This is a genomic window from Sphingomonas sp. MMS12-HWE2-04 (assembly GCF_044881185.1).
Lineage (GTDB): Bacteria > Pseudomonadota > Alphaproteobacteria > Sphingomonadales > Sphingomonadaceae > Sphingomonas.
Window position 1 is genome coordinate 3,934,005 of record NZ_CP173254.1, and the last position, 22,520, is coordinate 3,956,524.

30 protein-coding genes and 1 pseudogene are annotated in these 22,520 nt (G+C 66.7%); 17 read left to right on the forward strand and 14 right to left on the reverse strand.

Annotated elements, in window-relative coordinates; genetic code table 11:
* Positions 1–6: 6 nt before the first annotated feature.
* Positions 7–426 carry a hypothetical protein gene (locus AB2M62_RS18725; protein WP_404336262.1) on the forward strand — a complete coding sequence of 140 codons (420 nt, stop codon included), beginning with the start codon at positions 7–9 and terminating at the stop codon, positions 424–426.
* The gene (locus tag AB2M62_RS18730; protein ID WP_404336264.1) at positions 396–953 is read left to right on the forward strand and encodes an acyl-CoA thioesterase; all 558 of its coding nucleotides are present in this window, start codon (positions 396–398) and stop codon (positions 951–953) included. The genes AB2M62_RS18725 and AB2M62_RS18730 overlap by 31 nt, the downstream gene beginning before the upstream one ends.
* Here the strand turns inward: AB2M62_RS18730 and AB2M62_RS18735 are convergent.
* On the reverse strand, positions 937–1,542 hold the full coding sequence (locus tag AB2M62_RS18735; RefSeq protein ID WP_404336266.1) for a TIGR02466 family protein: 606 nt from the start codon (positions 1,540–1,542) through the stop codon (positions 937–939). The genes AB2M62_RS18730 and AB2M62_RS18735 overlap by 17 nt on opposite strands.
* 39 nt (positions 1,543–1,581) lie before the next feature.
* Complete coding sequence (locus AB2M62_RS18740; protein WP_404336267.1) at positions 1,582–2,070, reverse strand: winged helix-turn-helix transcriptional regulator; 489 nt, start codon at positions 2,068–2,070, stop codon at positions 1,582–1,584.
* 149 nt (positions 2,071–2,219) lie between these two features.
* On the opposite strand from AB2M62_RS18740, the gene AB2M62_RS18745 reads away from it, so the two are divergent.
* The 7 genes from AB2M62_RS18745 to AB2M62_RS18775 all read left to right on the forward strand — a co-directional run bounded on the left by AB2M62_RS18745 (position 2,220) and on the right by AB2M62_RS18775 (position 7,276).
* Positions 2,220–2,534, forward strand: a complete 315-nt coding sequence (locus tag AB2M62_RS18745; protein ID WP_404336269.1) for a CC_3452 family protein — start codon at positions 2,220–2,222, stop codon at positions 2,532–2,534.
* 48 nt (positions 2,535–2,582) lie between these two features.
* Positions 2,583–4,670: a RelA/SpoT family protein gene (locus tag AB2M62_RS18750; protein WP_404336270.1), complete on the forward strand. Its 2,088-nt coding sequence runs from the start codon at positions 2,583–2,585 to the stop codon at positions 4,668–4,670.
* 99 nt (positions 4,671–4,769) lie between these two features.
* Entirely contained in the window at positions 4,770–5,657 is an 888-nt protein-coding gene (locus tag AB2M62_RS18755) for a VOC family protein (RefSeq protein ID WP_404340025.1), read from the forward strand.
* Between the two features lie 82 nt (positions 5,658–5,739).
* Positions 5,740–6,066 (forward strand): ArsR/SmtB family transcription factor, encoded by a 327-nt coding sequence (locus tag AB2M62_RS18760; RefSeq protein ID WP_404336271.1) that lies wholly within the window; start codon positions 5,740–5,742, stop codon positions 6,064–6,066.
* A complete protein-coding gene (locus AB2M62_RS18765; protein ID WP_404336273.1) occupies positions 6,063–6,473 on the forward strand; it encodes an SRPBCC domain-containing protein in 411 nt (136 codons plus the stop codon). The genes AB2M62_RS18760 and AB2M62_RS18765 overlap by 4 nt, the downstream gene beginning before the upstream one ends.
* 12 nt (positions 6,474–6,485) lie before the next feature.
* Complete coding sequence (locus AB2M62_RS18770; RefSeq protein WP_404336275.1) at positions 6,486–6,893, forward strand: DUF1801 domain-containing protein; 408 nt, start codon at positions 6,486–6,488, stop codon at positions 6,891–6,893.
* An 11-nt stretch (positions 6,894–6,904) separates the two neighbouring features.
* Positions 6,905–7,276 (forward strand): DUF1801 domain-containing protein, encoded by a 372-nt coding sequence (locus AB2M62_RS18775; protein WP_404336276.1) that lies wholly within the window; start codon positions 6,905–6,907, stop codon positions 7,274–7,276.
* A 60-nt stretch (positions 7,277–7,336) separates the two neighbouring features.
* Here the strand turns inward: AB2M62_RS18775 and AB2M62_RS18780 are convergent, their stop codons facing one another.
* Positions 7,337–7,738: an endonuclease domain-containing protein gene (locus tag AB2M62_RS18780; protein WP_404336278.1), complete on the reverse strand. Its 402-nt coding sequence runs from the start codon at positions 7,736–7,738 to the stop codon at positions 7,337–7,339.
* Between the two features lie 214 nt (positions 7,739–7,952).
* On the opposite strand from AB2M62_RS18780, the gene AB2M62_RS18785 reads away from it, so the two are divergent.
* A complete protein-coding gene (locus AB2M62_RS18785) occupies positions 7,953–8,978 on the forward strand; it encodes a glycosyltransferase family 2 protein (RefSeq protein ID WP_404336280.1) in 1,026 nt (341 codons plus the stop codon).
* Here AB2M62_RS18785 and AB2M62_RS18790 read toward each other — a convergent pair whose 3' ends face one another.
* Together AB2M62_RS18790 and AB2M62_RS18795 are read right to left on the reverse strand one after the other, a co-directional pair.
* On the reverse strand, positions 8,979–9,710 hold the full coding sequence (locus AB2M62_RS18790; protein WP_404336282.1) for a class I SAM-dependent methyltransferase: 732 nt from the start codon (positions 9,708–9,710) through the stop codon (positions 8,979–8,981). It lies immediately after the preceding gene.
* The gene (locus tag AB2M62_RS18795) at positions 9,710–10,132 is read right to left on the reverse strand and encodes a GtrA family protein (protein ID WP_404336283.1); all 423 of its coding nucleotides are present in this window, start codon (positions 10,130–10,132) and stop codon (positions 9,710–9,712) included. The genes AB2M62_RS18790 and AB2M62_RS18795 overlap by 1 nt, the downstream gene beginning before the upstream one ends.
* 127 nt (positions 10,133–10,259) lie before the next feature.
* On the opposite strand from AB2M62_RS18795, the gene AB2M62_RS18800 reads away from it, so the two are divergent.
* Positions 10,260–12,044, forward strand: coding sequence for an AcrB/AcrD/AcrF family protein (locus AB2M62_RS18800; RefSeq protein WP_404340027.1), 1,785 nt, complete (start codon positions 10,260–10,262; stop codon positions 12,042–12,044).
* Here the strand turns inward: AB2M62_RS18800 and AB2M62_RS18805 are convergent.
* The 6 genes from AB2M62_RS18805 to argB are packed head-to-tail and all read right to left on the reverse strand — an operon-like array spanning position 12,022 to position 15,671.
* Entirely contained in the window at positions 12,022–12,642 is a 621-nt protein-coding gene (locus AB2M62_RS18805; protein ID WP_404336285.1) for a MarC family protein, read from the reverse strand. The two genes, AB2M62_RS18800 and AB2M62_RS18805, sit on opposite strands and share 23 nt — an antisense overlap.
* Positions 12,639–13,244: a DUF4440 domain-containing protein gene (locus tag AB2M62_RS18810; protein ID WP_404336287.1), complete on the reverse strand. Its 606-nt coding sequence runs from the start codon at positions 13,242–13,244 to the stop codon at positions 12,639–12,641. The genes AB2M62_RS18805 and AB2M62_RS18810 overlap by 4 nt, the downstream gene beginning before the upstream one ends.
* Entirely contained in the window at positions 13,244–14,119 is an 876-nt protein-coding gene (gene folD / locus AB2M62_RS18815) for a bifunctional methylenetetrahydrofolate dehydrogenase/methenyltetrahydrofolate cyclohydrolase FolD (protein WP_404336289.1), read from the reverse strand. Before folD ends, AB2M62_RS18810 begins: the two co-directional genes overlap by 1 nt.
* Positions 14,116–14,406 (reverse strand): DUF167 domain-containing protein, encoded by a 291-nt coding sequence (locus AB2M62_RS18820; protein ID WP_404336290.1) that lies wholly within the window; start codon positions 14,404–14,406, stop codon positions 14,116–14,118. Before AB2M62_RS18820 ends, folD begins: the two co-directional genes overlap by 4 nt.
* A gap of 17 nt (positions 14,407–14,423) precedes the next feature.
* Positions 14,424–14,726 carry a YggT family protein gene (locus tag AB2M62_RS18825; protein WP_404336292.1) on the reverse strand — a complete coding sequence of 101 codons (303 nt, stop codon included), beginning with the start codon at positions 14,724–14,726 and terminating at the stop codon, positions 14,424–14,426.
* 45 nt (positions 14,727–14,771) lie between these two features.
* Complete coding sequence (argB, locus tag AB2M62_RS18830; protein WP_404336294.1) at positions 14,772–15,671, reverse strand: acetylglutamate kinase; 900 nt, start codon at positions 15,669–15,671, stop codon at positions 14,772–14,774.
* Positions 15,672–15,880: 209 nt separating this feature from the next.
* Here argB and AB2M62_RS18835 point away from each other — a divergent pair, with 209 nt between their 5' ends.
* Positions 15,881–16,183 carry an endonuclease domain-containing protein gene (locus tag AB2M62_RS18835; protein ID WP_404336296.1) on the forward strand — a complete coding sequence of 101 codons (303 nt, stop codon included), beginning with the start codon at positions 15,881–15,883 and terminating at the stop codon, positions 16,181–16,183.
* Between the two features lie 96 nt (positions 16,184–16,279).
* Here the strand turns inward: AB2M62_RS18835 and AB2M62_RS18840 are convergent.
* Positions 16,280–16,600, reverse strand: a pseudogene (locus AB2M62_RS18840) (queuosine precursor transporter); the annotation flags it as partial.
* 78 nt (positions 16,601–16,678) lie between these two features.
* Here AB2M62_RS18840 and AB2M62_RS18845 point away from each other — a divergent pair.
* Complete coding sequence (locus AB2M62_RS18845) at positions 16,679–17,140, forward strand: hypothetical protein (RefSeq protein WP_404336297.1); 462 nt, start codon at positions 16,679–16,681, stop codon at positions 17,138–17,140.
* A 5-nt stretch (positions 17,141–17,145) separates the two neighbouring features.
* Positions 17,146–17,367: a helix-turn-helix domain-containing protein gene (locus AB2M62_RS18850; protein WP_404336299.1), complete on the forward strand. Its 222-nt coding sequence runs from the start codon at positions 17,146–17,148 to the stop codon at positions 17,365–17,367.
* 158 nt (positions 17,368–17,525) lie between these two features.
* On the opposite strand, the gene AB2M62_RS18855 is transcribed toward AB2M62_RS18850, so the two are convergent.
* Positions 17,526–18,203, reverse strand: a complete 678-nt coding sequence (locus tag AB2M62_RS18855; protein ID WP_404336301.1) for a queuosine precursor transporter — start codon at positions 18,201–18,203, stop codon at positions 17,526–17,528.
* Positions 18,204–18,849: 646 nt separating this feature from the next.
* Between AB2M62_RS18855 and AB2M62_RS18860 the strand changes: the two genes are divergently transcribed.
* Together AB2M62_RS18860 and AB2M62_RS18865 are read left to right on the forward strand one after the other, a co-directional pair.
* Entirely contained in the window at positions 18,850–20,148 is a 1,299-nt protein-coding gene (locus AB2M62_RS18860; RefSeq protein ID WP_404340029.1) for a NupC/NupG family nucleoside CNT transporter, read from the forward strand.
* Entirely contained in the window at positions 20,145–20,618 is a 474-nt protein-coding gene (locus AB2M62_RS18865) for a hypothetical protein (RefSeq protein WP_404336303.1), read from the forward strand. Before AB2M62_RS18860 ends, AB2M62_RS18865 begins: the two co-directional genes overlap by 4 nt.
* Here the strand turns inward: AB2M62_RS18865 and AB2M62_RS18870 are convergent.
* The gene (locus AB2M62_RS18870; RefSeq protein ID WP_404336305.1) at positions 20,585–21,454 is read right to left on the reverse strand and encodes a 3-hydroxyacyl-CoA dehydrogenase NAD-binding domain-containing protein; all 870 of its coding nucleotides are present in this window, start codon (positions 21,452–21,454) and stop codon (positions 20,585–20,587) included. The two genes, AB2M62_RS18865 and AB2M62_RS18870, sit on opposite strands and share 34 nt — an antisense overlap.
* Positions 21,455–21,519: 65 nt before the next feature.
* On the opposite strand from AB2M62_RS18870, the gene AB2M62_RS18875 reads away from it, so the two are divergent.
* A complete protein-coding gene (locus AB2M62_RS18875) occupies positions 21,520–22,518 on the forward strand; it encodes a DUF1176 domain-containing protein (RefSeq protein WP_404336307.1) in 999 nt (332 codons plus the stop codon).
* Positions 22,519–22,520: the final 2 nt, after the last annotated feature.

The window sequence follows — 22,520 nt, forward strand, 5'->3', positions numbered from 1 at the left end:
GATGCCATGCCGATCGTGACGTTCGCGGGATGCGCCGCTTCGCTGGTAGTGGCGATGGGCCTGGCGGGCTGTGCCATGACGGCACCCCACAAGCCTGTTTCCGGCGCGACCTTCCAGAGTGAGGTCGCGATGATGGAGCCGAAGCTGAGCGCGTGCGATGAACTCGCCTGTTATCACGGCAAGCTCCGCTACTTTCACGTTCGCGATATTCGCTGCCCGGAAGACCCTGTCCGGCCCACCGTCTGCGAATATGAGCGCGCGGAGACGGATAATCCGTTCCCCAAGCTACGCCTCGAAGCGAAGCCGCGCCCCGGCATGGCCAAGGCGGGACGGGCAGAGGTGGCACTGCCATGGCAAGCAGCGCGTAGCGTGATGTATCACGCCGAAGGCGGGCTGTGGCGGATCGTCGCGGACACGGCCGAGTAGATCGCACCGACGTCCGCAATCGGCGCGAGATGCCGGCAGGCCGGCTTCGCGGCCAGCGCCCGGTTGACGCCGGCCCGCCGCCGCGCCAACCGATCGCGATGCGTCCCGGCTTCCCATTCTCCACCCGCTTCCGCGTCCGTTACTCCGAGATCGACGGGCAGAAGATCGTCTTCAACTCGCGCTATCTCGAATATGCCGATGTCGCGCTGAGCGAATTCTGGCGCTGGGCCGATCTGGGCGATATCGGCCCGGACTGGCAGGATGCCGAGTTCAACTATGTCCGCGCCACGCTCGACTATAAGCGCGCCTTCCGGCTCGACGACATGGTCGAGGCGTTCGTCCGCATCGATCGCATCGGCAGCTCGAGCATGACCCATCGGATCGAGCTCTGCCATGCCGAGACGGGGGAACTCCATGCGCTGGTCGAGATGGTCAGCGTCCATGTCGATCCCGAAGCGCGCAAGTCGCAGCCGATCCCCGACATCGTCCGCGCCCGGCTCGCCGCACTGTCTACGCGCGATAGTTGAAGCTGATGCTCACCCGGTCGCTCTTTGCGGCGTTGGGGGTCACTTCGTGGCGCAGCCAGCTTTCCCATAGGAAGATGCTGCCCTCGGCCGGTGCAGCATAGACGAAGGGCTGGAGATCCGCTGCCGCCTCGGGCAGCCGCGTCGGCGCGGCCATCAGCATCGCCAGCCTTGGATCCTCGAGCTTGAGCGCCCCCGATCCCGGCGGCACGGTGACGTAGATCGTCCCCGAGACCACGCTGTGCGGGTGGATATGCCCCGAATGCGTGCCGCCGGGCTTGAGGACATTGACCCACAGGCTGTCGAGCTTGAGCTTGTGCCCACCCAGATCGAACCCGCAGGCCTCGGCAAAGCGCGCGACGTGGCGGTTGAGGATCCGCACCAGATCGCCGAAGCGCGGGTCGCGCTGCGGCAGATCGGCGAGCGACGCGTAGGAGGTATAGCCGCGATAGCCATGTGCCTTGGACCAGGCCCGTCCGGCGCGGTCCTCCTGTGCGAGTGCAAGGCAGGCATCTTCGAGCTCCTCGAGCAGCGCGGCATCGTCGAGCGCGCCTTCATAGAAGCGTGTGGCAAACAGCGAACGGATCGTCATGCCCGGCCCTTAGCCCAAGTGGCGGGCCGGCGGAACGCGCTATTCCGCCGCGCGCGCCTCGGGGGTGTCGGCGGCGATGTCGTCGGGGAGCGCCCAATGGAGGTCGCCCTTGCCGAGCGCGCGGCCGTCATGGCTGAGCACCTGCACCGGGGCGATCGGGCGCATGTCGCGCGCGTCGACCAGGATCGGCGAGGCGGGCACGCCGGTCTCCCAGCGCTCGCCCCATTGGCGCAGCGCCACCATCGTCGGCAGCAGCGCGTGCCCCTTGTCGGTCAGGCGATATTCGATCTTGCGCCGATCCTCCGGACAGGGCGTGCGCGCGAGGATGCCGTGATCGACCAGCCGCGCGAGCCGATTGGCGAGGATGTTGCGCGCGATGCCCAGCTCGGACTGGAATTCCTCGAAATGCTTGAGCCCGTTGAACGAGCCGCGCAGGATCAGGAACGACCAGCGCTCGCCCATCGCTTCCAGCGCCGCCGGCAGGCTGCACAGCGCCGAGAGGTCCTCTCGCAGTTTGTTCGCGCCCATCGGGCCACCCTATCGCAATTCGCCCCCTCGATAAACGGGGTAACGCATTGCAGTGCAACAAGAGTTTCTAGTTGCAACCTATACCAGTGTAAGTTAGCTTTGTGGGCGCGGCACTATGTCGCATCGAGACACGCCCCCAGGAGGACGACATGACTGGTTTCCGTGCCGTCGCGGCAGCTGCCGCGGCAACGCTGGCGCTCATCCCCGCAGCCAGTTTCGCCCAGCCCGTTCGCGGCTATTATGCTGCAACGCCCGCGACCGCGCCCGAAAAGGCAAGCCTGGTGACGCGCTCGACCGTGTGGAAGTGTGGCGACGGCGTGTGCACCGCCGCCAAGGCCAATGCCCGTGACAATATCGTCTGCGAGCTGGTCGCGCGCGAAGTCGGCACGCTCACGGCGTTTCGCGCCAATGGCGCCGATTTCGACACCGACGCGCTTGCCAAGTGCAACACCAAGGCACGCTAAAACCACAATTTCGTTGCATTGCCGCGGCACGGGACGCCATCTAGGCCCGTGCTGCGGCAATATGAACTTGTAGACCGGGTCCTTTCCTACGACCCCGATGCCGATGAGGCGCTGCTAAACCGCGCCTATGTCTTCTCGGTCAACGCCCATGGCAGCCAGAAGCGCGCCTCGGGCGATCCCTATTTCAGCCACCCGATCGAAGTGGCGGGCATCCTGACCGACCTGCATCTCGACGACGAGACGATCGCCACGGCGATCCTCCACGATACGATCGAGGATACCGTCGCCACCCCCGAGGACATCCAGCGCCTGTTCGGCGAGAATGTCGCGCGGATGGTCGACGGCGTCACCAAGCTCTCCAAGATCGAGGCGCAGACCGAGAGCGAGCGCGCCGCCGAGAACCTCCGCAAATTCCTGCTCGCGATGTCCGACGACATCCGCGTGCTGCTGGTCAAGCTGGCCGATCGGCTGCACAACATGCGCACGCTCGTCCACATCAAGAATCCCGACAAGCGCAAGCGCATCGCGCGCGAGACGATGGAGATCTATGCGCCGCTCGCCGAGCGCATCGGCATGTACGAATTCATGAAGGAGATGCAGACGCTCGCCTTCAAGGAGATCGAGCCGGAGGCGTTCGAGAGCATCACCAAACGGCTCGAAAGCTTCCAGATCGAGGGCGAGGACCGCATCGCCAAGATCGCCTCGGGGCTGAAGCTGCTGCTTTCGCGCGGCGGCATCGAAGCCGATGTCTCGGGGCGCGAGAAACACCCCTATTCGATCTGGAAGAAGATGTCCGAGCGGCACGTGTCGCTCGAGCAATTGAGCGACATCATGGCCTTCCGCGCGATCGTCGATACCGAGGAGGAGTGTTATCGCGCGCTCGGCGTGATCCATCGCCGCTGGCCGATGGTGCCGGGGCGGTTCAAGGATTACATCTCGACCCCCAAGCGCAACGGCTATCGCTCGCTCCACACCAGCATCATCCATGCCGGCGACACCCGCGTCGAAATCCAGATCCGAACCCGCGACATGCATGCCCGTGCCGAGTTCGGCCTCGCCGCGCATTGGGCGTACAAGGCGAGCAGCGTGCGGCCCGACACCCAGGTCAGCTGGATCCGCGACCTTATCGAGATCCTCGAACATGCCGAGAGCCCCGAGGAGCTGCTCGAACATACCCGCATGGCGATGTACCAGGATCGCATCTTCGCCTTCACTCCCAAGGGCGAACTGATCCAGTTGCCCAAGGGCGCGACGCCGGTCGACTTCGCCTATGCGGTGCACTCGAACCTGGGCGACCAGGCGGTGGGCGCCAAGATCAACGGCCGCGTCGTTCCGCTCCGCACCGAGATCGCCCAGGGCGACCAGGTCACCATCCTGCGCTCCAAGGCGCAGGAGCCGCAGGCCAATTGGCTCAACTTCTCGATCACCGGCAAGGCGCGCGCCGCGATCCGCCGCCATATCCGCCTCAAGGAGCGCGACGAGACGATCGCGCTCGGGCGCAAGCTCTATGACGACATCATCCAGCGGCTGCCGATCCCGCCCGCCGATACGGCGCTGGGCGACGCGCTCAAGCGGCTGATGCTGCCCGAGGAGGATGCGCTGATGGAAGCGATCGCGCGGCGCAAGGTCACCGATGTCCAGGTGATGGAGGCGGTGATGCCGGGCTCGGCTGACGGCGCCGAGCATGCGCTGCCGACGCAGAGCGAAGCGATCGAGATCAAGGGCCTCACGCCCGGCGTCGCCTTCCATTTCTCCGAGGATTGCCGGCCGGTGCCGGGCGATCGCATCGTCGGGCTTCGTCGCCCGGGCGCGCCGATCGAAGTCCACCGCATCGATTGCACCAGCCTGGCCGATACCGACGAAGCCGATTGGGTCGATCTGAGCTGGGGCGACAAGGCCGAGGGGGGCACCGCGCGGATCGCCGTCACGCTCAAGAACGAGCCTGGCGCGCTCGGTGCCGTCGCCACGCTGATCGGCCAGCACAAGGCCAACATCCTGGGCATGCGGATGGACAATCGCGACACCACGTTCCACACCAACACGATCGACCTCGAGGTCCGCAACGCCGCGCACCTCGTCCGCCTCCTTGCGGCATTGCGCGCGGCGGATGCCGTCAATTCGGCCGAGCGCATCTAGCCGGGCGGCGGGCGCCCAGACCTTGGTTTAGCTTGGCGGACCGAAGCGTTTCGGACAGACGGGGCGCCTCGACGAAGCTCTGCTCTGCCCGGGAGTCCCATCATGCGCCTGAACTTCCTCCTTGCCGCGGCGCTCGCCTCGGCCGTACCCGGTTCCGCGCTCGCGCAACAGGCGCCGGCGGGCTATGCGGTGGGCCCGCAATACGACACCACCCATATCTATGTCGCGCCCGCCGACTTCGATCGTTTCGTCGACAGCGTCGTGGCAACCTTCGGCGGCACGCCGAACAAGAAGGGTACGTTCCAGGTCACCCCGACCAGCAGCCAGACGATGTCGCAGGCGATCCTGACTCCGGCTGGCTCCTTCTCGGTGTTCGGCTTCCTTACGCCGATCCCCTATCCCTTTGGCGCGGAACGTACGGGCTATCTCGTCAGCGATATCGATGCGGCGGTCGCCTCGGCGCAGCGCCATGGCGCCACCCGCCTGGTAGCGACCTTCCCCGATCCGATCGGCCGCGATGCAATCGTGCAATGGCCGGGCGGGGTGAACATGCAATTCTACTGGCATACCCAGAAGCCGAGCTATCCGGCCCAGGCCACGGTGCAGGAGAACCGCATCTATCTGACGCCCGAGGCCGCGCCGGCGTTCCTGCGTGCCTGGACCGGCTATGCCCATGCGCGCATCACCGCGGACGACAAGGCGGCACCCGGCGTCGAGATCGGTCAGCCGGGCAAAACCTATCGCCGCGTCCGGCTGACATCGGGCTATGGCCGCATGACCGTGTTCGTCTCGGACAATCCATTGCCCTGGCCCTATGGCCGCGATCTGACCGGTTACGAAGTCGCCGATCTCGGCGCGACGCTCGGCCGCGCCGCCGCCGCCGGCGTCGAAACCCTCGTGGCGCCCCATCCGGAGACCGGGCGGGTCTCGGCGATCGTCCGCTTCCCCGGCGGCTATATCGCCGAAATCCATGCGCCGGCGGGCTGAGGGCCGGGATCGTTTCGGTTGGGCACAATTGACATCCATAACCCATGGGTTATGAATTCGCATAACCAGAAGGTTATGGATCATGATGCTCGACGCGCAGGACCAGCTCTTCAAGACGCTCGCCGACCCGACCCGGCGCGCACTGTTCGAGCGTCTGTGTCGTGATGGCGAGCAGACGGTCGGCGCGTTGACGGCGCGCGCCGGCGTATCGCAGCCGGCGGTGTCGAAGCATCTCGCGCTGCTCAAGCAAGCCGGACTGGTGCGCGATCGCCCTGCTGGCCGCCAGACGCATTACCGCGCCGATCTCCGCGCGCTCGCACCGCTGGCCGATTGGACGCTGCAAATGGCAAGCTTCTGGGAAACCCGCTTCGACGCGCTCGAAGACCTGCTCAAAAGGATGGATCAATGACCGATCTTGCCGCCGATACGCGGACCGTCGTCGTCGAACGCGACTTCGCCCATCCGCCCGAAAAAGTGTGGCGCGCGCTCACCCAGCCGCACCTGATCGAAGAATGGCTGATGCAGAACGACTTCCAGCCGGTGGTCGGTCGTGCGTTCGGGCTCAGCGCCGAATGGGGGGCGCTGACCTGCGAAGTGCTCGAAGTCGCGCCGCATAGCACACTGGCGTACACCTGGACCGGGCTCGGCCTCGAAAGCGTGGTGACCTGGACGCTGACCCCGAGCGGCGCCGGCACGCATCTGCGCATGGAGCAGACCGGTTTCCGCGCCGATCAGGATCAGGCCTATTATGGCGCCAAGGCCGGCTGGCCGCGCTTCTTCAAGAAGCTCGACCAGGTCGTCGCCGGGCTCGATTGAAGGGACACGCCGATGACCGGCGAGCCCAGGCTGCTCTCGGGCGGCAATCCCCAGATCGCCAAGGGCGAGGGCGACGCCCCGGTCCAGGCCTGGATCGCCGCGCTGCCGGGCTGGAAGCGCGACGCCAGCGCCCGGCTCGACGCCCTGGTCAGCCGCACCTTTCCGCAGGTGCACAAGGCCGTCAAATGGAACTCGCCGCTCTATGGCAGCGAGGGGCGGGGCTGGTTCCTCGGCGTCCACAGCCTCACCCGCTACCTCAAGCTCGGCTTCTTCAACGGGGCCGCGCTCGATCCACCGCCGCCGGTCGCTTCCAAGGACCCCAGGATGCGCTATTTCCACATTGGCGAGGCGGCGTTCGACGAAGCGCAGCTCGAAGATTGGATCCGACAGGCATCGGCGCTGCCCGGCTGGATGGCGTGAAGGAGGATGCAATGGCCGAAGACGAGTCTCCATCGCAAAAGATCGACGCGCGGATCGCGGAACTGGGCGATTGGCGCGGCGAGACGCTCGCCCGCTTGCGTGCGCTGATCCACCGGGCGATCCCGGGCGTCGCCGAGGAATGGAAATGGCGCGGCGTCCCGACCTGGTATCACAACGGCATGTTGTTCACCGGCGAGACGTATAAGGCGGCGGTCAAGATGACCTTCGCCAAGGGCGCGAAGCTCGCCGATCCGGCCGGGCTGTTCAATTCGAGCCTGGACGGCAATGTCCGTCGCGCGATCGATTTCCACCAGGGCGATACGATCGACGAAGACGCGCTGATCGCGCTGTTCCGCGCCGCCGCCGCGCTCAACGCCGGTTAAGGAGTGGACTCATAAAAGCGGCCTGTCCGCAAGCGCCCCAGTTGCGGACATTGGAAGCGCTCATTCCTCCCCCGGAGGGGGAGGGGGACCGGCGAAGCCGGTGGAGAGGTAGTCGCCGCAGGCGATAACGACACTGTGGCGGATTGCGGCTTCCAGGTCGGACAGGATCACAGGAGCGGGAATTCGAAGGACCCGAACGCCCTGGGTGCAAAGCCAGCGATCGCGGATCGCGTCGCGCTCTGCCCGATCGCCGCGCGCGTGCGCTTCGCCATCGACCTCCACAGCCAGTTTGGAAGCCGGGCGGAAGAAATCCAGGACATAGATGCCTGCCGGATGCTGGCGGCGAAAGCGCAAGCCTTCAGGGCGGGTTCGGAGCGCCTGCCAAAGGGGAACTTCGGGCAAGGTCATCCGTCGGCGGAGAGTCCGGGCAACGTCCTGCGTTTTCTTCGGGCCGTGAAGCATGCGGAGACTACCCCTCCACCAGCCTGCGGCTGGTCCCCCTCCCCCTCCGGGGAAGGATCACCATCCGCACACTTTGGCAATGACCGCTTCTCACCCGATCTCTGATGTTTGGCGCTCCCCCCGACAGCGGCCGTTTATGGGTTCCCAACCCCGTCGATCGGTCGCGCGTCCTGCTAGTGACGAAAGCGCGCGTCGGCGCTACAGCACGCCGCTTATGCATCGGCCCAAGCTCTCCGTCGTCATCCCGTGTTACAATGAAGAGGCGTGCCTCGAGATGCTGCACGCGCGCGTTTCCGGCGCCGCGCAGGCTGCAGTAGGCGACGATTACGAGATCGTGCTGGTCAATGACGGATCGCGCGACGCCAGCTGGCAGGTGATGCAGCGCCTGTCCGCGGCCGATCCGCGGCTCGTCGCGATCAACCTCTCGCGCAACCATGGCCACCAGCTCGCGCTCACCGCCGGGCTCGATCTGTGTGCCGGCGACGAGATCCTGATCATCGACGCCGATCTCCAGGATCCGCCCGAACTGCTGACCGACATGCGCCAGGCGCTGCGCAGCCAGGGCGCCGACGTCGTCTACGCCGTCCGCCGCAAGCGCGACGGCGAGAGCATCTTCAAGAAGATCACCGCCGCCTTCTTCTATCGGATGCTCGATCGGATCACCGACACGCCGATCCCGCTCGACACCGGCGATTTCCGGCTGATGACCAGGCGGGCGCTCGACGCCTTCCTGTCGCTGCCAGAGCAGGCGCGCTTCATCCGCGGTATGGTCGCCTGGGTCGGCTTCCGCCAGGTGCCCTTTGCCTATGACCGGCACGAGCGCGTCGCCGGCGAGAGCAAATATCCGCTCGGCAAGATGATCCGCTTCGCGCTCGATGCGATCACCGGCTTCTCGACGGCACCGCTGCGCTTCGCCAGCCATGTCGGGCTGCTGCTGACCGCCGCCTCGGCGCTGCTGGTGCTCTACATCGTCATCGGCTGGCTGATGGGCGCGGCGATCCCGGGCTGGACCTCGCTGATGCTCGTCGTCGTCGTGCTCGGCGCGGTGCAGATGTTCGTGCTCGGGCTGATCGGCGAATATCTCGGCCGGCTCTATGTCGAATCCAAGCGCCGCCCGCTCTATCTCGTCGCCGATGTCGCCGGCCCGGTCCGCGGCCACGCCTCGCTTGGCTATCGCTTCGAGGATTCGGGCGAAGTCAGCGTATCGCCCCAGACCGCGCGGCACGACGCGGCGGAGTAATTACGTCTTCGGCTCGGCCAGCGTGATCAGCGAGAGCCCCGGCGGCAGCGGCATGCGGCCGACCAGATGGCGCTCAAGCCCGAAGATCTTCTCGAACACTGCGTTGAGCGGCTTGGCGGGCGGCGAATCGTCGCTGTCGTCCTTGCCCATCAGCTTGCCGGCGAAGCGCGCCGCCACCGCCACCGGGAACAGCAGCGAATTGAAATAGCCCAGCTTGTGCCCCTCGAGCCCCGCCGCCTTGAGCGCCGCTTGGAAGCTCGCCTTGGAATAGCGGCGCTTGTGATGGTTCACCACGTCGTGCGCGCTCCACATCCATTGATGCGCCGGCACGGTGATCAGGATCTTGCCGCCGGGCTTGAGCGCGCGCGCGATCGAGGCGAGCGCGGCAACGTCCTGCTCGACATGCTCGATCACGTCGAGCACGGCGACCAGGTCATAGCTGCCCGGCGCCACGCCGCTGAGCTCGGGCAGGGGCGCGGTGCCGACGGGCTTGCCCAGCCGCTCGCTGGCCTTGGCGCGCGCGGCGGGATCGATCTCGATCGCGTCGACTTGGCCGAACTGCGCGAGCATCGGCAAATTGTGCCCGGTGCCGCAGCCGATCTCGAGGATGCGCGCGTCCTCGGGCACGTTGCCCCAGCGGGTGAGATAGTCGGAAAGGATGTCGCGGCGCGCGCGGTACCACCAATGGGTGGTGTCGTGTGCGGCCATGCGATCGTAGACGACGCGATCCATTATTTGAAAACCCAGACCCGTTGGAGCGCAAAGGTGAGGAGCGGCGTCACGAACAGCACGGGAATCAATGGCCACCACCATGGCCCCGCCAGCATCGCGTCGTCGGTCAGCACCCAGACGAAGAAGGTATTCATGGCATAGCTCACCAGCGATACCAGGAAGAATCGCCAGCTGGTGTTCTTCGCGTCGCCGCCATGGCCGCGAAAACTCCATTTGCCGTGCAGGATGTAGCCCGACGTCATCGCGACCAGATAGCCGCAGACATTGGCGACCTGCTCGGAGGTGATCTTCAACCCGGCGAGCGGCGAATAGACGAGCGTGTAGAGCCCGGTGGTGATCCCGCCGGCGATGCCGAAGCGTATCAGCTGCCCCAGCACGCCGCTGGCGCGTAGCGATTGGATACGATGTTGTAAGGCCGCCACGATCTCTTGCTCTTGTACTGGCTCGCGCCCTAATGCGGGCCGGGACGTGAGGAAAGCGAATTTGACGCGCAGCGGCTTGGGCGGTTTCCGCCTCGATACCGAACTCGACCGCCGCTGGCTCGGCTGGATGCTCGCCTTCTGGGCGGGCGTGGTCGCCTGGTATCTCGTCCAGCGATGGGGCAATATCTATTGGCTGTCGCTCACCGATACCGATGACAATATGCGGCTGATGCAGGTCCGCGCGCTGCTCAATGGGCAGGGCTGGTATGATCTGCGCCAATATCACCTCGATCCGGCGAATGGCGGGTTCGACATCCATTGGTCCCGCCTCGTCGATTTGCCGATCGCCGGGCTGATCCTGCTGCTCAAGCCGTTCCTCGGCACCGCGATGGCGGAGCGCTGGGCATGCGGCCTCGCGCCGCTGCTGCCGCTCGCGCCGGCGATGATCGGCGTGACGCTCGCCGTGCGCCGGCTGATTGCACCCCATGCCTGGCCGGTCGCGATGATCGTGCTGATGGGCTGCGGCTCGACGATGCTGATGTTCGCGCCGATGCGCATCGATCATCATGGCTGGCAGCTCGCCTGCCTGGCGATCACGGTAGCCGGGCTTGCCGATCCCCGCCGCGCCCGCGGCGGCGCCGTGGTCGGGCTGTCGAGCGCTTTCTCGCTCACCATCGGGCTCGAGATGCTGCCCTATTGCGCGATGGCCGGCGCGATCATCGCGCTGCGCTGGGTGTGGGACGCCGGCGACGTTCGCCGGATGCAGGCCTATGCGCTCAGCCTTGCCGGCGGCTCGGCGCTCGGCTTCGCGCTGTTCGCCTCCAACGCCAATCAGGCAATGCGCTGCGACGCGCTGACTCCGGTGTGGCTCAGCGTCACCGTGGCCGCGGGCGCGCTGCTGTTTGCGCTGTCGCTCGCCAATCCAGGGCAGCGCTGGGTGCGGCTGGCGCTGGCGGTGGGGGCGGGCGCGGTGCTGGCCGGCGGCTTCGCCTGGTGCTTCCCGCAATGCCTGGGCCGGCCCGAAGGCGTGTCCGACGAGCTTGCCCGCGTCTGGCTCAACAACGTCCGCGAAGCCCGCCCGATCTACAAGCATCCGCTCAAGACCGCTTTCCCGATCGGCGCGCTGCCGGTGATCGGCATCATCGGCGCGTGCGTCGCGACCTGGCGCGCGCGGCGCAGCGAGGCGCTGGTCGGCTGGGCGGCGATCGCGCTGTTCACGGCCTTCGCCGGCGCAATGCTGCTGTGGCAGGTCCGCGCCGGCCCCGCCGCGCAATTGCTCAGCGTTCCTGGCGCCACGGCTTTGGTGTGGATCGTCGTGCCCTGGTTCCTGCGCCAGCGTTTCATGCTGGTGCGCGTGCTGGGCGCCGCCGCGGCGTTCCTGCTGGTATCGGGGCTCTTCGCCGGGCTCGTCGTCCCCTATCTCCCGGCGGCCAAGAAGACCGGCGGCAAAAGCGCACCCGATCTCGTCGGCCAGGCCAATGCCGCGTGCGGGCGGCTGACTTCGCTGCGTCCGCTCAACGCGATTCCCCGGGCAACGCTGTTCAGCCATGTCGATATGGGCCCGCGGCTGATCACGGTCACCCACCACAACGGCGTCGCCGGCCCCTATCATCGCAACGGCCAGGCGATCCTCGACGTCCACCACGCCTTTACTGGCCCGGCCGCTGCCTTCCGCGCCATCGCCGCGCGTCACCAGGCGGGCTATCTGCTGGTATGCCCCAATATGTCCGAGACCACGGTCTATCGCTCGCGCGCGCCCGGCGGCTTCTATGCCCAGCTTGCCGCGGGCAAGGTCCCGGCCTGGCTGGAGCGCGTGCCGCTCCCCGCCAATTCGCCGTTCCGGCTGTGGAAGATCCGCTACGACCTGCCCGACGTGCCGGCGGTACCGGTCACGAAACCAACGCGGCCCTGATCCCGTCGATCACGAACTGCGTCGCCAGCGCGCCGAGCAGCACGCCCAGCAGCCGCGATACCACCGCTTCGATCTTGGCCCCGACCAGCCGCATCAGCGGTCCGGCGGCGAGCAGCGCGACCAAGGTCAGCGCCAGGATCGCCAGCATTGCGGCGAGCACCGTCGCCGAGCGCTCGATCCCGTTATTCTGCGACATCAGCAGCATCACCGACGCGATCGATCCCGGCCCGGCGATCATCGGCATCGCCATCGGGAAGATCGAGATGTCGGTCGCCTCCTCGGCACGGATCTTCTCGGCGCGGTCCTCGCGGCGCTCGGTGCGCTTCTCGAACACCATTTCGAGCGCGATCAGGAACAGCATGATCCCGCCGGCGATGCGGAAGGCATTGAGGCTGATCCCCAGCGCACGCAGCAGCGCCTCGCCGAACAGTGCGAACCCGAGCAGGATGATCGCTGCGACCAGAACCGCGCGCATCGCCATCGCGCGGCGGTGTACCGTGCTCGTCCCTGCGGTCAGGCCCGCGAAGATCGGCGCGCAGCCCGGCGGATCGATCACCACGAAGAAGGTGATGAAGCTGGAGATGAAAAGCTCGATCATTTGGGCGCTGCCACCTTGTCGGAGACGATCGATACGAAGCTTGTGCCGTCCCACATCCAGGCGACGAATTCGCGCGCGCCCTCGGGGCTGACTTCCCAATACCAGCGCAGCGTGCCGTCGCCGGACTGGCCGCTGCCGCTCTTGCTGCCGAGTACGGCGATCTGGTCGACCGTCGGCTCGTTGATCGACTTGCACGATGCCTTGACCACCCGCGCCTCGGCCGGCCGTGCCCGCGGGGTCGCAAGGCCGTCGCCCTGGTCGAGCGTCCATTTCCAGCCGCCGCCCGGCTGCTTGCGCCATATCGTCGTGAAATAGCCGCTTTCCTGGGGCAACGACCACGCCCCGGTGTTGATCGCCGTCGCCCCGTCGCAGGCGACGAAGCTCGCCGCCGGCGCCCAGGTGACCGATGTCGCGGGGTCCTTGCGATCCTTCAGCCAGTCCTGCGCCTTGACCGGCTGCGGCACGAACATCACGGCGTCGTCCGCGGCGAAGGCGCGGAACGCGCTCCACTGGCCCTGCGCCTGTGCGGCGGCTTCGAACGCACGCTCCGCCGCGACGGCCGTCTGCGGAGCAGCCGTCTGGAGAAGCAGCGCCACGAGCATCAGATGGCGTCCTCGTCGATCGCGACGCCTTCGCGCCGGTGCGCCGCGACCAGCGTGTTGCGCAGCAGGCAGGCGATCGTCATCGGCCCCACGCCGCCGGGCACCGGCGTGATCGCCCCCGCCACGCTCGCCGCGCTGTCGAAGTCGACATCGCCGGTCAGCGCGCCGTCGACGCGGTTGATCCCCACGTCGATCACGGTCGCGCCCGGCTTGAGCCACTCGCCCTTGACGAAGTGCGCGCGGCCCACGGCTGCCACCACGATATCGGCGTGGCGGAGATAGTGCGGCAGGTTCTTGGTGCGCGAATGCGCCACCGTCACCGTGCAGCTCTTCGCGGTGAGCAGCGCCGCCATCGGCTTGCCGACGATGTTCGAGCGTCCGATCACCACGGCGTCGAGCCCGGCCAGGTCGCCCAGCCGGTCCTCGAGCAGCATCAGGCAGCCATAGGGCGTGCACGGCACGAAGCCGGGCAGCCCGGTGGCCAGCCGTCCGGCATTGACCGGGTGGAAGCCGTCGACGTCCTTGTCGGGATCGATCCGCAGCAGCACTGCTTCGGCGTCGAGATGGCGCGGCAGCGGCAGCTGGACGAGGATGCCGTCCACTGCCGGATCGGCATTCAACTGGTCGACCAGCGCGATCAGCGTCGCCTGGTCGGTATCGGCGGGAAGCTTGTGTTCGAAGCTCTCCATCCCCGCTTCGCGCGTGGCCTTGCCCTTGGAGCGGACATAGACCGCCGAAGCCGGATCCTCGCCGACCAGCACCACTGCCAGCCCGGGCGCACGCCCCGCCGCTGCGCGGAAAATGTCCACGCGTTCGCCCACGCGCCCCCGCAGGGATGCCGCAAATGCCTTGCCGTCGATCAGTGCCGCGCTCATGGCTCGCTCCCATAGAGGGCAGCGGCGATCTGCGCCAGCACCGCCGCATCGCCCGTGATCCGCAATCTTTTGAGCCGCGCCGTCTCGCCGGCAATCAGCGCCACGTCGCGCTTCGCCACGCCGAAATGCTTCGCCACCAGCGCGACGAGCCCGGCATTGGCGGCGCCGTCCACCGGTGCCGCGGCGAGCCGTGCGGCGAAATGCGCCTGCGTTCCCGCCGCCAGCGCGTCGCGGCCGCCGCGCGGCGTCACGCGCACGACGATGTCGATTCCGTCGGCGCGCGCCACCCAGGCGGCGCCGCGCGTCAGACCGGCAGGCCCACCGCGGCGCGATACAGCGCCGGCATCACGGCCTGTTGCAGGATCAGCAGGATCACCAACACCACCATAGGCGAGAGATCGAGCCCGCCGAAATCGGGCAGGACCTTCCGGATCGGCCGATAGAGTGGATCGGTCATCGTCTTGAGCGCGCGCCAGATCGCGCCGACATATTCGTTATAGGTGTTGATCACGTTGAACGCGATCAGCCAGGAAAGGATCGCCTGGACGATGATGATCCACCAGACCACGTTGAGAATGATCGTCAGGATGTCGAGGATCAGGATCAAGCCCGTTCTCCGCAGGAGGATGTTGGCGCTAAGATAGTGCGCGATTCAGGCGTGGACCAGCGTTCCTGCGCCACGCCGCGTGAAGATCTCGAGCAGCATCGCGTGCGGCACCCGCCCGTCGAGGATGACGGCGGCGTCGACGCCGGCGCGCACCGCGCTCACACAGGTCTCGACCTTGGGGATCATGCCCCCCGAAATCGTCCCGTCGGCCTTCAGTTCGGCGATGCGATTGGGCTCGAGGTCGGTCATCAGCTCGCCCGACTTGTCGAGCACGCCGGCCACGTCGGTCAGCAGGAAGAAGCGCGCTGCGCCGCATGCGCCGGCAATCGCGCCCGCCATCGTGTCGGCGTTGATGTTATAGGTATGCCCGTCGAGACCCAGCGCGATCGGCGACACCACCGGGATAAAGCCCTGCGCCGATAGCGACTTCAGGATCGAGGGATCCACCGCGATCGGCTCCCCGACGAAGCCCAGGTCGACATGCCGCTCGATCCCCTGGAGCGGATCGGGCTCGCGCCCCTCGATCTTTTGCGCGGTCACCAGATCGGCGTCTTTGCCGGTGATGCCCACGGCCCGGCCGCCGGCCTGGGCGATCCAGCCGACGATTTCCTTGTTGATCGATCCGGCCAGCACCATCTCGGCGATCTTGGCGGTCTCGGCATCGGTGACGCGCAGGCCCCCGACGAACTGCGATTCGACCCCCAGCCGCTTGAGCATCGCGCCGATCTGCGGCCCGCCGCCATGCACGACGATCGGCTTGATGCCGATCGCCTGGAGCAGCACCACATCCTCGGCAAAATCGCGCGCCAGCTCGGGATCGCCCATCGCATGCCCGCCATATTTCACGACGAAGGTCGCGCCGGCATAACGCTGCAGATAGGGCAGCGCCTCGACGAGCGTTTCGGCCTTGGCGAGCATCGCCGGATCGGGTGCATTGTCGGTCATCGCCGCGCCTTTAGGGCAAAGCGGCGGCGAGCCCAAGGGGTTGGTTGCGGACCGGCCAGGCGCGCAACCAAATCCGAACCGGAGCAAAAGCCCTCTCCCGCTCGCGGGAGAGGGTTGGGTGAGGGTGAGTGGTGGCATAAAGTGCCGACGTGCCTAAAATCCGCTCTATCAACCCGCACGCGAGACGCCTTCGCCAAGAGGCTACCGATGTGGAACGCAAACTCTGGGCCCACCTGCGCAACCGCCAACTCGACGGCGCCAAATTCAAGTTTCAGGCGACGATCGGCCCCTTCGCCGTCGACTTCGTCTGCGCCGACAAGCGATTGGTGGTCGAACTCGACGGCGGTCAGCACAATGAGACGGTCGACCGTCCGCGGTCAGACTTGATCGAAGCGGAGGGGTACACCCTGATCCGATTCTGGAACAACGATGTTGCCGAGAATCTCGACGGCGTGCTGCAAGCGATCAGCGCCAAGCTGGCGACACTGCCTAGTCGCCACCCCTCACCGTGACCCAACCAGCATCGGGTAAACAGCGCCCCGCGCTGTTTAGAGCATGCCGGGGGCATGATCGACCCGATGCTCCCACAAACGGGAGGCGACTAAACCTCAAAGCCCCCTGCGGCGATCGAACCAGCGGCCCAGCCCCACGAAGAAATAGATCAGCGGCGGCACCAGCACGATGCTCAGCACCACCTTGGTCAGCATCTGGCCGACGATCAGCTCGCCCACCGGGAACACGCCGTAGAACGCGATCGAGATGAAGATCAGCGTGTCGGCGATCTGGCTGAGCACGCTGGCGATCGCCGCGCGCAGCCACAGCAGCCGCCCGCCGCCCTGGCGCAGCGCGCTGAAGATCGTGACGTTGAGGATCTGCGAGATGCCATAAGCGACGATGCCGCCCAGCCAGATCCGCGGCGTGCCGCTCATCTAGAACAAATTAAATTTACGTCTTGCTTAAATTCTATCTTGTGTATTTAACTAAGACGTAAATTTCAGGAGGCAGGCATGGCGAGTGTGAGGTTGGTGCACTGGGCGCGCTATCTGACGTTGCTGGTTCTTGTGGTCGGATTTCTTGGAGTCACGATGAACAACCTTAGCCTGCTAGATGCTGATTGCTCCTATGCGGTCAAAGTTCGTCGATTCGCGGCGATGCTGCCCTCGCTGTTCTACCTAGCTGCGATTTGGATGATTCAACGAGCCCATGCGGCAATTGCCAGAGGCGACGCGGTCGAATCAGCGCTCGCGACACTCCTGGAGCGTCTTGGTGCCTGCCTTTTCCTGGGGGGCATCGCGCGGGTGTTCGGCCAACTCTGGATCATTCGTTTGGCCTTGGGCGAGCCAGCGAGTTTCGCATGGTTTGACGTGGGGGCGATGACGCTCGGCAGTCTCGGATTATTGTTGTTTATCCTCGCCCGGCCGCTGCGTGATGCAGCAAAGGCGCGCACCGAGCTTGCCGGTATCGTGTAATGCCAATGCGGGTTACACTCGATAAGGTGCTCGCCCGACGTGGCGTTACGGGGAAAGAAGTCGCGCGAGAAGTTGGTTTGAGCGAGACACAGCTCTCGCTGTTTCGCTCTGGTAAGGTGCGCGGCATTCGCTTCTCGACGCTGGCGCGACTGTGTCTCGTGCTGGATTGTCAGCCCGGCGAGTTGCTTGCTTACTCGCCTGATCCAGATGATCGGAACGAGATCTAACCGCGGGCGGGCGGGCGGAGGGCGGCGGCTATTGCACCTTTTCGGCGCGTAGTTGCGGTTCCGCGTCCCACCCATAATTCGCCCACCCTTGCGCCAAAAGCGCCCGCGCACCGAAGCGCGGCTCGATCCCTGTCACGCAAACAGGAGGCGACTAAACCTCAAAGCCCCCTGCGGCGATCGAACCAGCGGCCCAGCCCAACGAAGAAATAGATCAGCGGCGGCACCAGCACGATGCTCAGCACCACCTTGGTCAGCATCTGGCCGACGATCAGCTCGCCCACCGGGAACACGCCGTAGAACGCGATCGAGATGAAGATCAGCGTGTCGGCGATCTGGCTGAGCACGCTGGCGATCGCCGCGCGCAGCCACAGCAGCCGCCCGCCGCCCTGGCGCAGCGCGCTGAAGATCGTGACGTTGAGGATCTGCGAGATGCCATAGGCGACGATGCCGCCCAGCCAGATCCGCGGCGTGCCGCTCATCATCATCTCGAAGGCGTGCAGCCGGTCGGGCTCCATGCTCGGCGACGGCGGCAGTTCGAGCACCACCAGCGACAGCAGCACCGACATCACCAGCGGCACGAAGCCGAATATCACTAGCCGCCGCGCAGTATCGGGCCCGTGCAGCTCGGCGACCGCGCTCGATACCGAGACGAGCAGCAGGAACGCGAAGATCCCCGCTTCCACGGCCAGCGGGCCGACCCCCACGAGATTGCCGAGCTGGGAGATCGGCCCAAGCGACACCTGCTTGTTGCCGAGGACCCCGGCAATGCAGACCATGCCGCCGTAGAAGATCGAGAGGAAGAAGAGCGAGCGCGTGATGTTGGGACGATGATCCATCGTCTGACGCTAGCGCCAAACGCTGCGCTGCGGAAGATGGCGAGGGCGGATTGACATTGTTCGCTATTTGTTCTAGAGACGCCTTGTCGATCTTGGGATCTGGGCGCGCCCGGCGCGGTTCGCCGCGCCGCATGGCCGTGGATGCAGATCGGCGATGGGAAGCGCACGAGGAAGGTGCCGTCTCGCATGCAAAACCCGCTGGTTTGCCTTTGCTCCGATCGGATCGCACCGCGCCGTCCGCGCGCCATGCCGGCAACCGCCAAGCGTCCCGCAGGCCTCCCCCAGGCGCCACACACGCGCAGCTCGCGCGCCCCTATCGCGCCACCGACGCGCCACGCCTGCGCCGGGCAAGCGCCAGCCGCGCGCCACGCGCGTTCCACGCAGTCAAGGAAATCAAGCACTTGCCGGAGCGCTTCGGCGCACGGTAGCCAAGCTGGGCCCAAAACCGGCGTTTCGCGTCAACATTGTCAACCAAGGGGTCTGCGCCGGCCCCCCGTAACTGTGACCTTTGTGACTTTCCGTGCGGCGTCCACGCCCGGCACGCGGGCGGGGCAATCGGCCACTGGCCTCGGGCGGCGCAGCGTGTATGGTCGCGGTTTCGCCGGCGCGCATCGAGGCCGGCCGTTGGGGCGGACCGTACAAGCGCATGACTCATTTCCCGATCGGTATCTTCGGCGTGCTCGCGATCCTCGCGATCGCCACTGCGCTCTCGGCAAATCGCCGCGCGATCCAGCTGCGCGTCGTCGCATCGGCCTTCGCGCTCCAGGCCGGGATTGCGATCCTCGTGCTGCGCACCAGCTGGGGCCAGGCCGCGCTCCACGGCATGTCGAATGCGGTGTCGGCGCTGCTCGGCTATGCCAGCGAAGGCACTCGCTTCCTGTTCGGGCCGCTCGCCAAGCCCGAGCTGGGCGGCCAGAGCTTCGCGATCGCCGCGCTGCCGGTGATCATCTTCTTCGCCGCCTTGGTGTCGATCCTCTACCATCTCGGCGTGATGCAGTTCGTCGTCCGCTGGATCGGCGGCGCGATCGAGAAGGTCGTCGGCACCAGCAAGGTCGAATCGCTGTGCGCCGCGGCCAACATCTTCGTCGGCCAGAGCGAATTGCCGCTGGTGATCCGCCCCTATCTCGCCCGGCTGACCCCGTCGCAGCTGTTCGCGGTGATGACCGTCGGCATGGCCGGCGTCGCCGGCACGATCCTCGCGGCTTATGCCAGCCTGCTCGGCCCGCAGGCGCTGCCCTATCTGCTCGCCGCCTCGTTCATGGCGGCGCCCGGCGGGCTGCTGATGGCCAAGATCATCATGCCGGACGATCGCGTCGCGGCGAATGGCGAGCTCCCGCTCGGCGACGATCCCGAGGAAGAACTGATCAAGGTCGCCGAGCACGATATCGAGGAAGAGCGCGCCGCCAACATCATCATGGCCGCGGCGACCGGGGCTTCGACGGGCGTGAAGATCGCGGTTGCGGTCGGCGCGATGGTGCTCGCCTTCGTCGCGCTGGTCGCGCTCGCCAACGGCCTGCTCGGCGGCGCGGGCAACTGGATCTACGCGCTGAGCGGCCATGCCGCTTGGGCGGAGTGGTTCGCCAATCTCTCGTTCCAGAAGATCATCGGCACGGTGTTCGCGCCGGTGATGTATCTGCTCGGCATCTCGTGGCACGAGGCGGTCGCCGCCGGCGGGCTGTTCGGCACCAAGGTGGTGCTCAACGAATTCGTCGCCTTCATCGATCTCGGCCAGATGAAGGATCTCGCTCCGCGCACCGTCGCGATCATCACCTTTGCGCTGTGCGGCTTCGCCAATTTCAGCTCGATCGCGATCCAGATGGCTGCCACCGGCAGCCTGGCGCCCAACCAGCGCCCGATGATCGCCAAGCTGGGCCTGCGCGCGCTGGTCGCCGGCAGCCTGGCGAACCTGATGTCGGCGGCACTGGCGGGATTGCTGCTGCCGTGAAGCGCGCGGCGGCCGTCGTCGCCCTGCTGGCGATGCTTCCGGCGGCCCCCGCCTTTGCCTGCCTGCCGCCACGGCCCGGCGTTCCAGAGCCTCCTCCGCCCACCGACGCGCAGTTCGCCGAAGCGGTGCTGCGCTCGACCAATATCCTCGAAGGCCAGGTGGTCCGCGGGACCTATGACCGGGCCGGGCCGGCGCGCTTTCGGATCACCCATGTCTATAAGGGGGCGCTCAAGCCCGGCATCATCGAGGTCGCACCCGGCTGGGGCTTCGATCCGCCGCCCTGTTTCGGCATGACCGGTGGCCCGCCGCCGGTGCCGCCGAGCAGGACGCGCATCGTCATCGCCTTTCGCGACACGCCCGAGCTCGGCATCGTCGACGAGAAATGGCTGCGTGTGTTGTTCGAGCGCGGCGCGCTCGTCCCCAGCCGCTATGCCCGTCAGCGGGTGGGGACGGGTTCCGCGCAGGAGTAATCGTAGAAGCCGCGCTTGGTCTTTCGGCCATACCAGCCGGCTTCGACATATTTGACCAGCAGCGGCGCCGGGCGAAACTTGGGATCGCCGGTGCCTTCGAACAGCACGCGGGTGATCTCCAGGCAGGTATCGAGCCCGATAAAGTCGGCCAGGGTGAACGGCCCCATCGGATGGTTGAGGCCCAGCGTGCAGGCGGCGTCGATGTCGGGGATGGTGGCGACGCCCTCGCCCAGCGCGAAGCACGCCTCGTTGAGCATCGGCATCAGCACGCGGTTGACGATGAACCCAGGCGCGTCGTTGGCATGGACGATCCGCTTGCCGAGCGACCGGCCGAACGCCTCGACCGAAGCGACGGTGGCATCCGAGGTGGCGAGCCCGCGGATCAGCTCGATCAGGCCCATCACCGGTACGGGGTTGAAGAAGTGGACGCCCATGAAGCGGGCCGGATCGGGCGCCGCCTGGGCGAGCCGGGTGATCGGGATCGACGAAGTGTTGCTGGCGAGGATGGCGGTGTCGCTCAGGCCCTTGCCGACGGTCTCGAAGATCTGCCGCTTGATCGCTTCGCGCTCGGTCGCCGCCTCGATGACGAGTTCGCATGGTGCCATCGCTGCCAGGTCGCCCACCGGGGTGATCCGGCCCAGCGCCGCCTCGGCGTCGGCGGCGGTGATCTTTTCCTTGTCGACGGCGCGGGCGAGCTGCTTGGCGATCCCGGCCTTGCCCGCCTCGGCGCGGCCCAAGTCGACATCGGAGAGCAGCACGGCATAGCCCGCCTGCGCCGAAACCTGCGCGATGCCCGCACCCATCTGTCCCGCGCCGATCACGCCCACCGTCTGCATCGTCCGTCTCCTTGTTCGTTGCCCAGCCCCTACCGCGGCGCGCGGGGCTCGGCTAGACCGACGCCATGCTGACCCTCGCGCTCCTCCTCGCCGCTGCCGATCCTGCCAAGGGCGACTTCCAGGTCTTCGGCGACTGGGCGGTCGCCTGCGACAATCTCCGCGCTTGCGAGATGACTTCGCTGCTGGGCGACCCGGCCGACTGGCCCGATGATGGCCCGCTCACTGCCTCGATCGCCCGCGATGCCGGGCCGCAGGGCGGGTTCACCGTGGAAGTCGATGCAGACAAGACGACCGGCGCGCTGGCGCTGAACATCGACGACAAACCGGTCGCGCACAGCGTGTCGAAGGAAAGCTCGGTCCGCTTCGGCGGCGCCGACGCCGCCCGCATCGTCGCCGCGCTCGCCAATGGCAAGACGCTCACGCTCAGCCAGGGCCCGTTGACGATCCTCACTGTCTCGCTCGCCGGCTCCTCGGCGGCGCTGCGCTTTATCGACGCCGGGCAGGGCCGTGCCGGCACGGTCACTGCCGCCGTCGCCAAGGGCTCGAAGCCTGCTAGCGCGGTTCCCGCTGGGAACGCCGCGCCGCGGATTGCGGCCCAGCGCGCCAGCGGCGTCGCCGCGTCGGTCAGTGTCGCGATGCGGGCTGAGATGGCCAAGCTCTCGGGCTGCGACGAAGCGGACACCGATAACGACACGACCATGAAGGTCGACACGTTCGCGCTGGGTGGCGGGGCGACGCTGGCGCTGCTGCCGTGCGGCAGCGGAGCGTACAACCTCAACACCGTCCCCTTCATCCTGCGGGGCGGCAAGGCACAACCGGCCGATATCGACTATTCGGGCGACGGCAGCGGCGAGGCGGCGATGCTGACCAACGCCTGGTGGGACGCCAAGGCCAGCACGCTTTCGACTCATGCCAAGGGCCGCGGCCTCGGCGATTGCGGCGAGGACGCGACCTATGTCTGGGACGGCAAGGGCTTCTGGATGATCGAGCTGCGCCGGATGGACGAATGCCGCGGCTCGGTGCACTGGCTGCGGACCTGGAAGGCGGAAGCCGTCTATCGCTGAGC

Excerpts from the sequence above, each read along its gene's own strand:
- AB2M62_RS18725 (WP_404336262.1), top strand. The coding sequence starts at position 7 with ATGCCGATCGTGACGTTCGCGGGATGCGCCGCTTCGCTGGTAGTGGCG.
- AB2M62_RS18735 (WP_404336266.1), bottom strand. The coding sequence starts at position 1,542 with ATGACGATCCGTTCGCTGTTTGCCACACGCTTCTATGAAGGCGCGCTC.
- AB2M62_RS18740 (WP_404336267.1), bottom strand. The coding sequence starts at position 2,070 with ATGGGCGCGAACAAACTGCGAGAGGACCTCTCGGCGCTGTGCAGCCTG.
- AB2M62_RS18745 (WP_404336269.1), top strand. The coding sequence starts at position 2,220 with ATGACTGGTTTCCGTGCCGTCGCGGCAGCTGCCGCGGCAACGCTGGCG.
- AB2M62_RS18760 (WP_404336271.1), top strand. The coding sequence starts at position 5,740 with ATGATGCTCGACGCGCAGGACCAGCTCTTCAAGACGCTCGCCGACCCG.
- AB2M62_RS18765 (WP_404336273.1), top strand. The coding sequence starts at position 6,063 with ATGACCGATCTTGCCGCCGATACGCGGACCGTCGTCGTCGAACGCGAC.
- AB2M62_RS18770 (WP_404336275.1), top strand. The coding sequence starts at position 6,486 with ATGACCGGCGAGCCCAGGCTGCTCTCGGGCGGCAATCCCCAGATCGCC.
- AB2M62_RS18775 (WP_404336276.1), top strand. The coding sequence starts at position 6,905 with ATGGCCGAAGACGAGTCTCCATCGCAAAAGATCGACGCGCGGATCGCG.
- AB2M62_RS18780 (WP_404336278.1), bottom strand. The coding sequence starts at position 7,738 with ATGCTTCACGGCCCGAAGAAAACGCAGGACGTTGCCCGGACTCTCCGC.
- AB2M62_RS18785 (WP_404336280.1), top strand. The coding sequence starts at position 7,953 with ATGCATCGGCCCAAGCTCTCCGTCGTCATCCCGTGTTACAATGAAGAG.
- AB2M62_RS18790 (WP_404336282.1), bottom strand. The coding sequence starts at position 9,710 with ATGGATCGCGTCGTCTACGATCGCATGGCCGCACACGACACCACCCAT.
- AB2M62_RS18800 (WP_404340027.1), top strand. The coding sequence starts at position 10,260 with ATGCTCGCCTTCTGGGCGGGCGTGGTCGCCTGGTATCTCGTCCAGCGA.
- AB2M62_RS18805 (WP_404336285.1), bottom strand. The coding sequence starts at position 12,642 with ATGATCGAGCTTTTCATCTCCAGCTTCATCACCTTCTTCGTGGTGATC.
- AB2M62_RS18810 (WP_404336287.1), bottom strand. The coding sequence starts at position 13,244 with ATGCTCGTGGCGCTGCTTCTCCAGACGGCTGCTCCGCAGACGGCCGTC.
- folD (WP_404336289.1), bottom strand. The coding sequence starts at position 14,119 with ATGAGCGCGGCACTGATCGACGGCAAGGCATTTGCGGCATCCCTGCGG.
- argB (WP_404336294.1), bottom strand. The coding sequence starts at position 15,671 with ATGACCGACAATGCACCCGATCCGGCGATGCTCGCCAAGGCCGAAACG.
- AB2M62_RS18845 (WP_404336297.1), top strand. The coding sequence starts at position 16,679 with ATGGCGAGTGTGAGGTTGGTGCACTGGGCGCGCTATCTGACGTTGCTG.
- AB2M62_RS18850 (WP_404336299.1), top strand. The coding sequence starts at position 17,146 with ATGCGGGTTACACTCGATAAGGTGCTCGCCCGACGTGGCGTTACGGGG.
- AB2M62_RS18855 (WP_404336301.1), bottom strand. The coding sequence starts at position 18,203 with ATGGATCATCGTCCCAACATCACGCGCTCGCTCTTCTTCCTCTCGATC.
- AB2M62_RS18860 (WP_404340029.1), top strand. The coding sequence starts at position 18,850 with ATGACTCATTTCCCGATCGGTATCTTCGGCGTGCTCGCGATCCTCGCG.
- AB2M62_RS18870 (WP_404336305.1), bottom strand. The coding sequence starts at position 21,454 with ATGCAGACGGTGGGCGTGATCGGCGCGGGACAGATGGGTGCGGGCATC.
- AB2M62_RS18875 (WP_404336307.1), top strand. The coding sequence starts at position 21,520 with ATGCTGACCCTCGCGCTCCTCCTCGCCGCTGCCGATCCTGCCAAGGGC.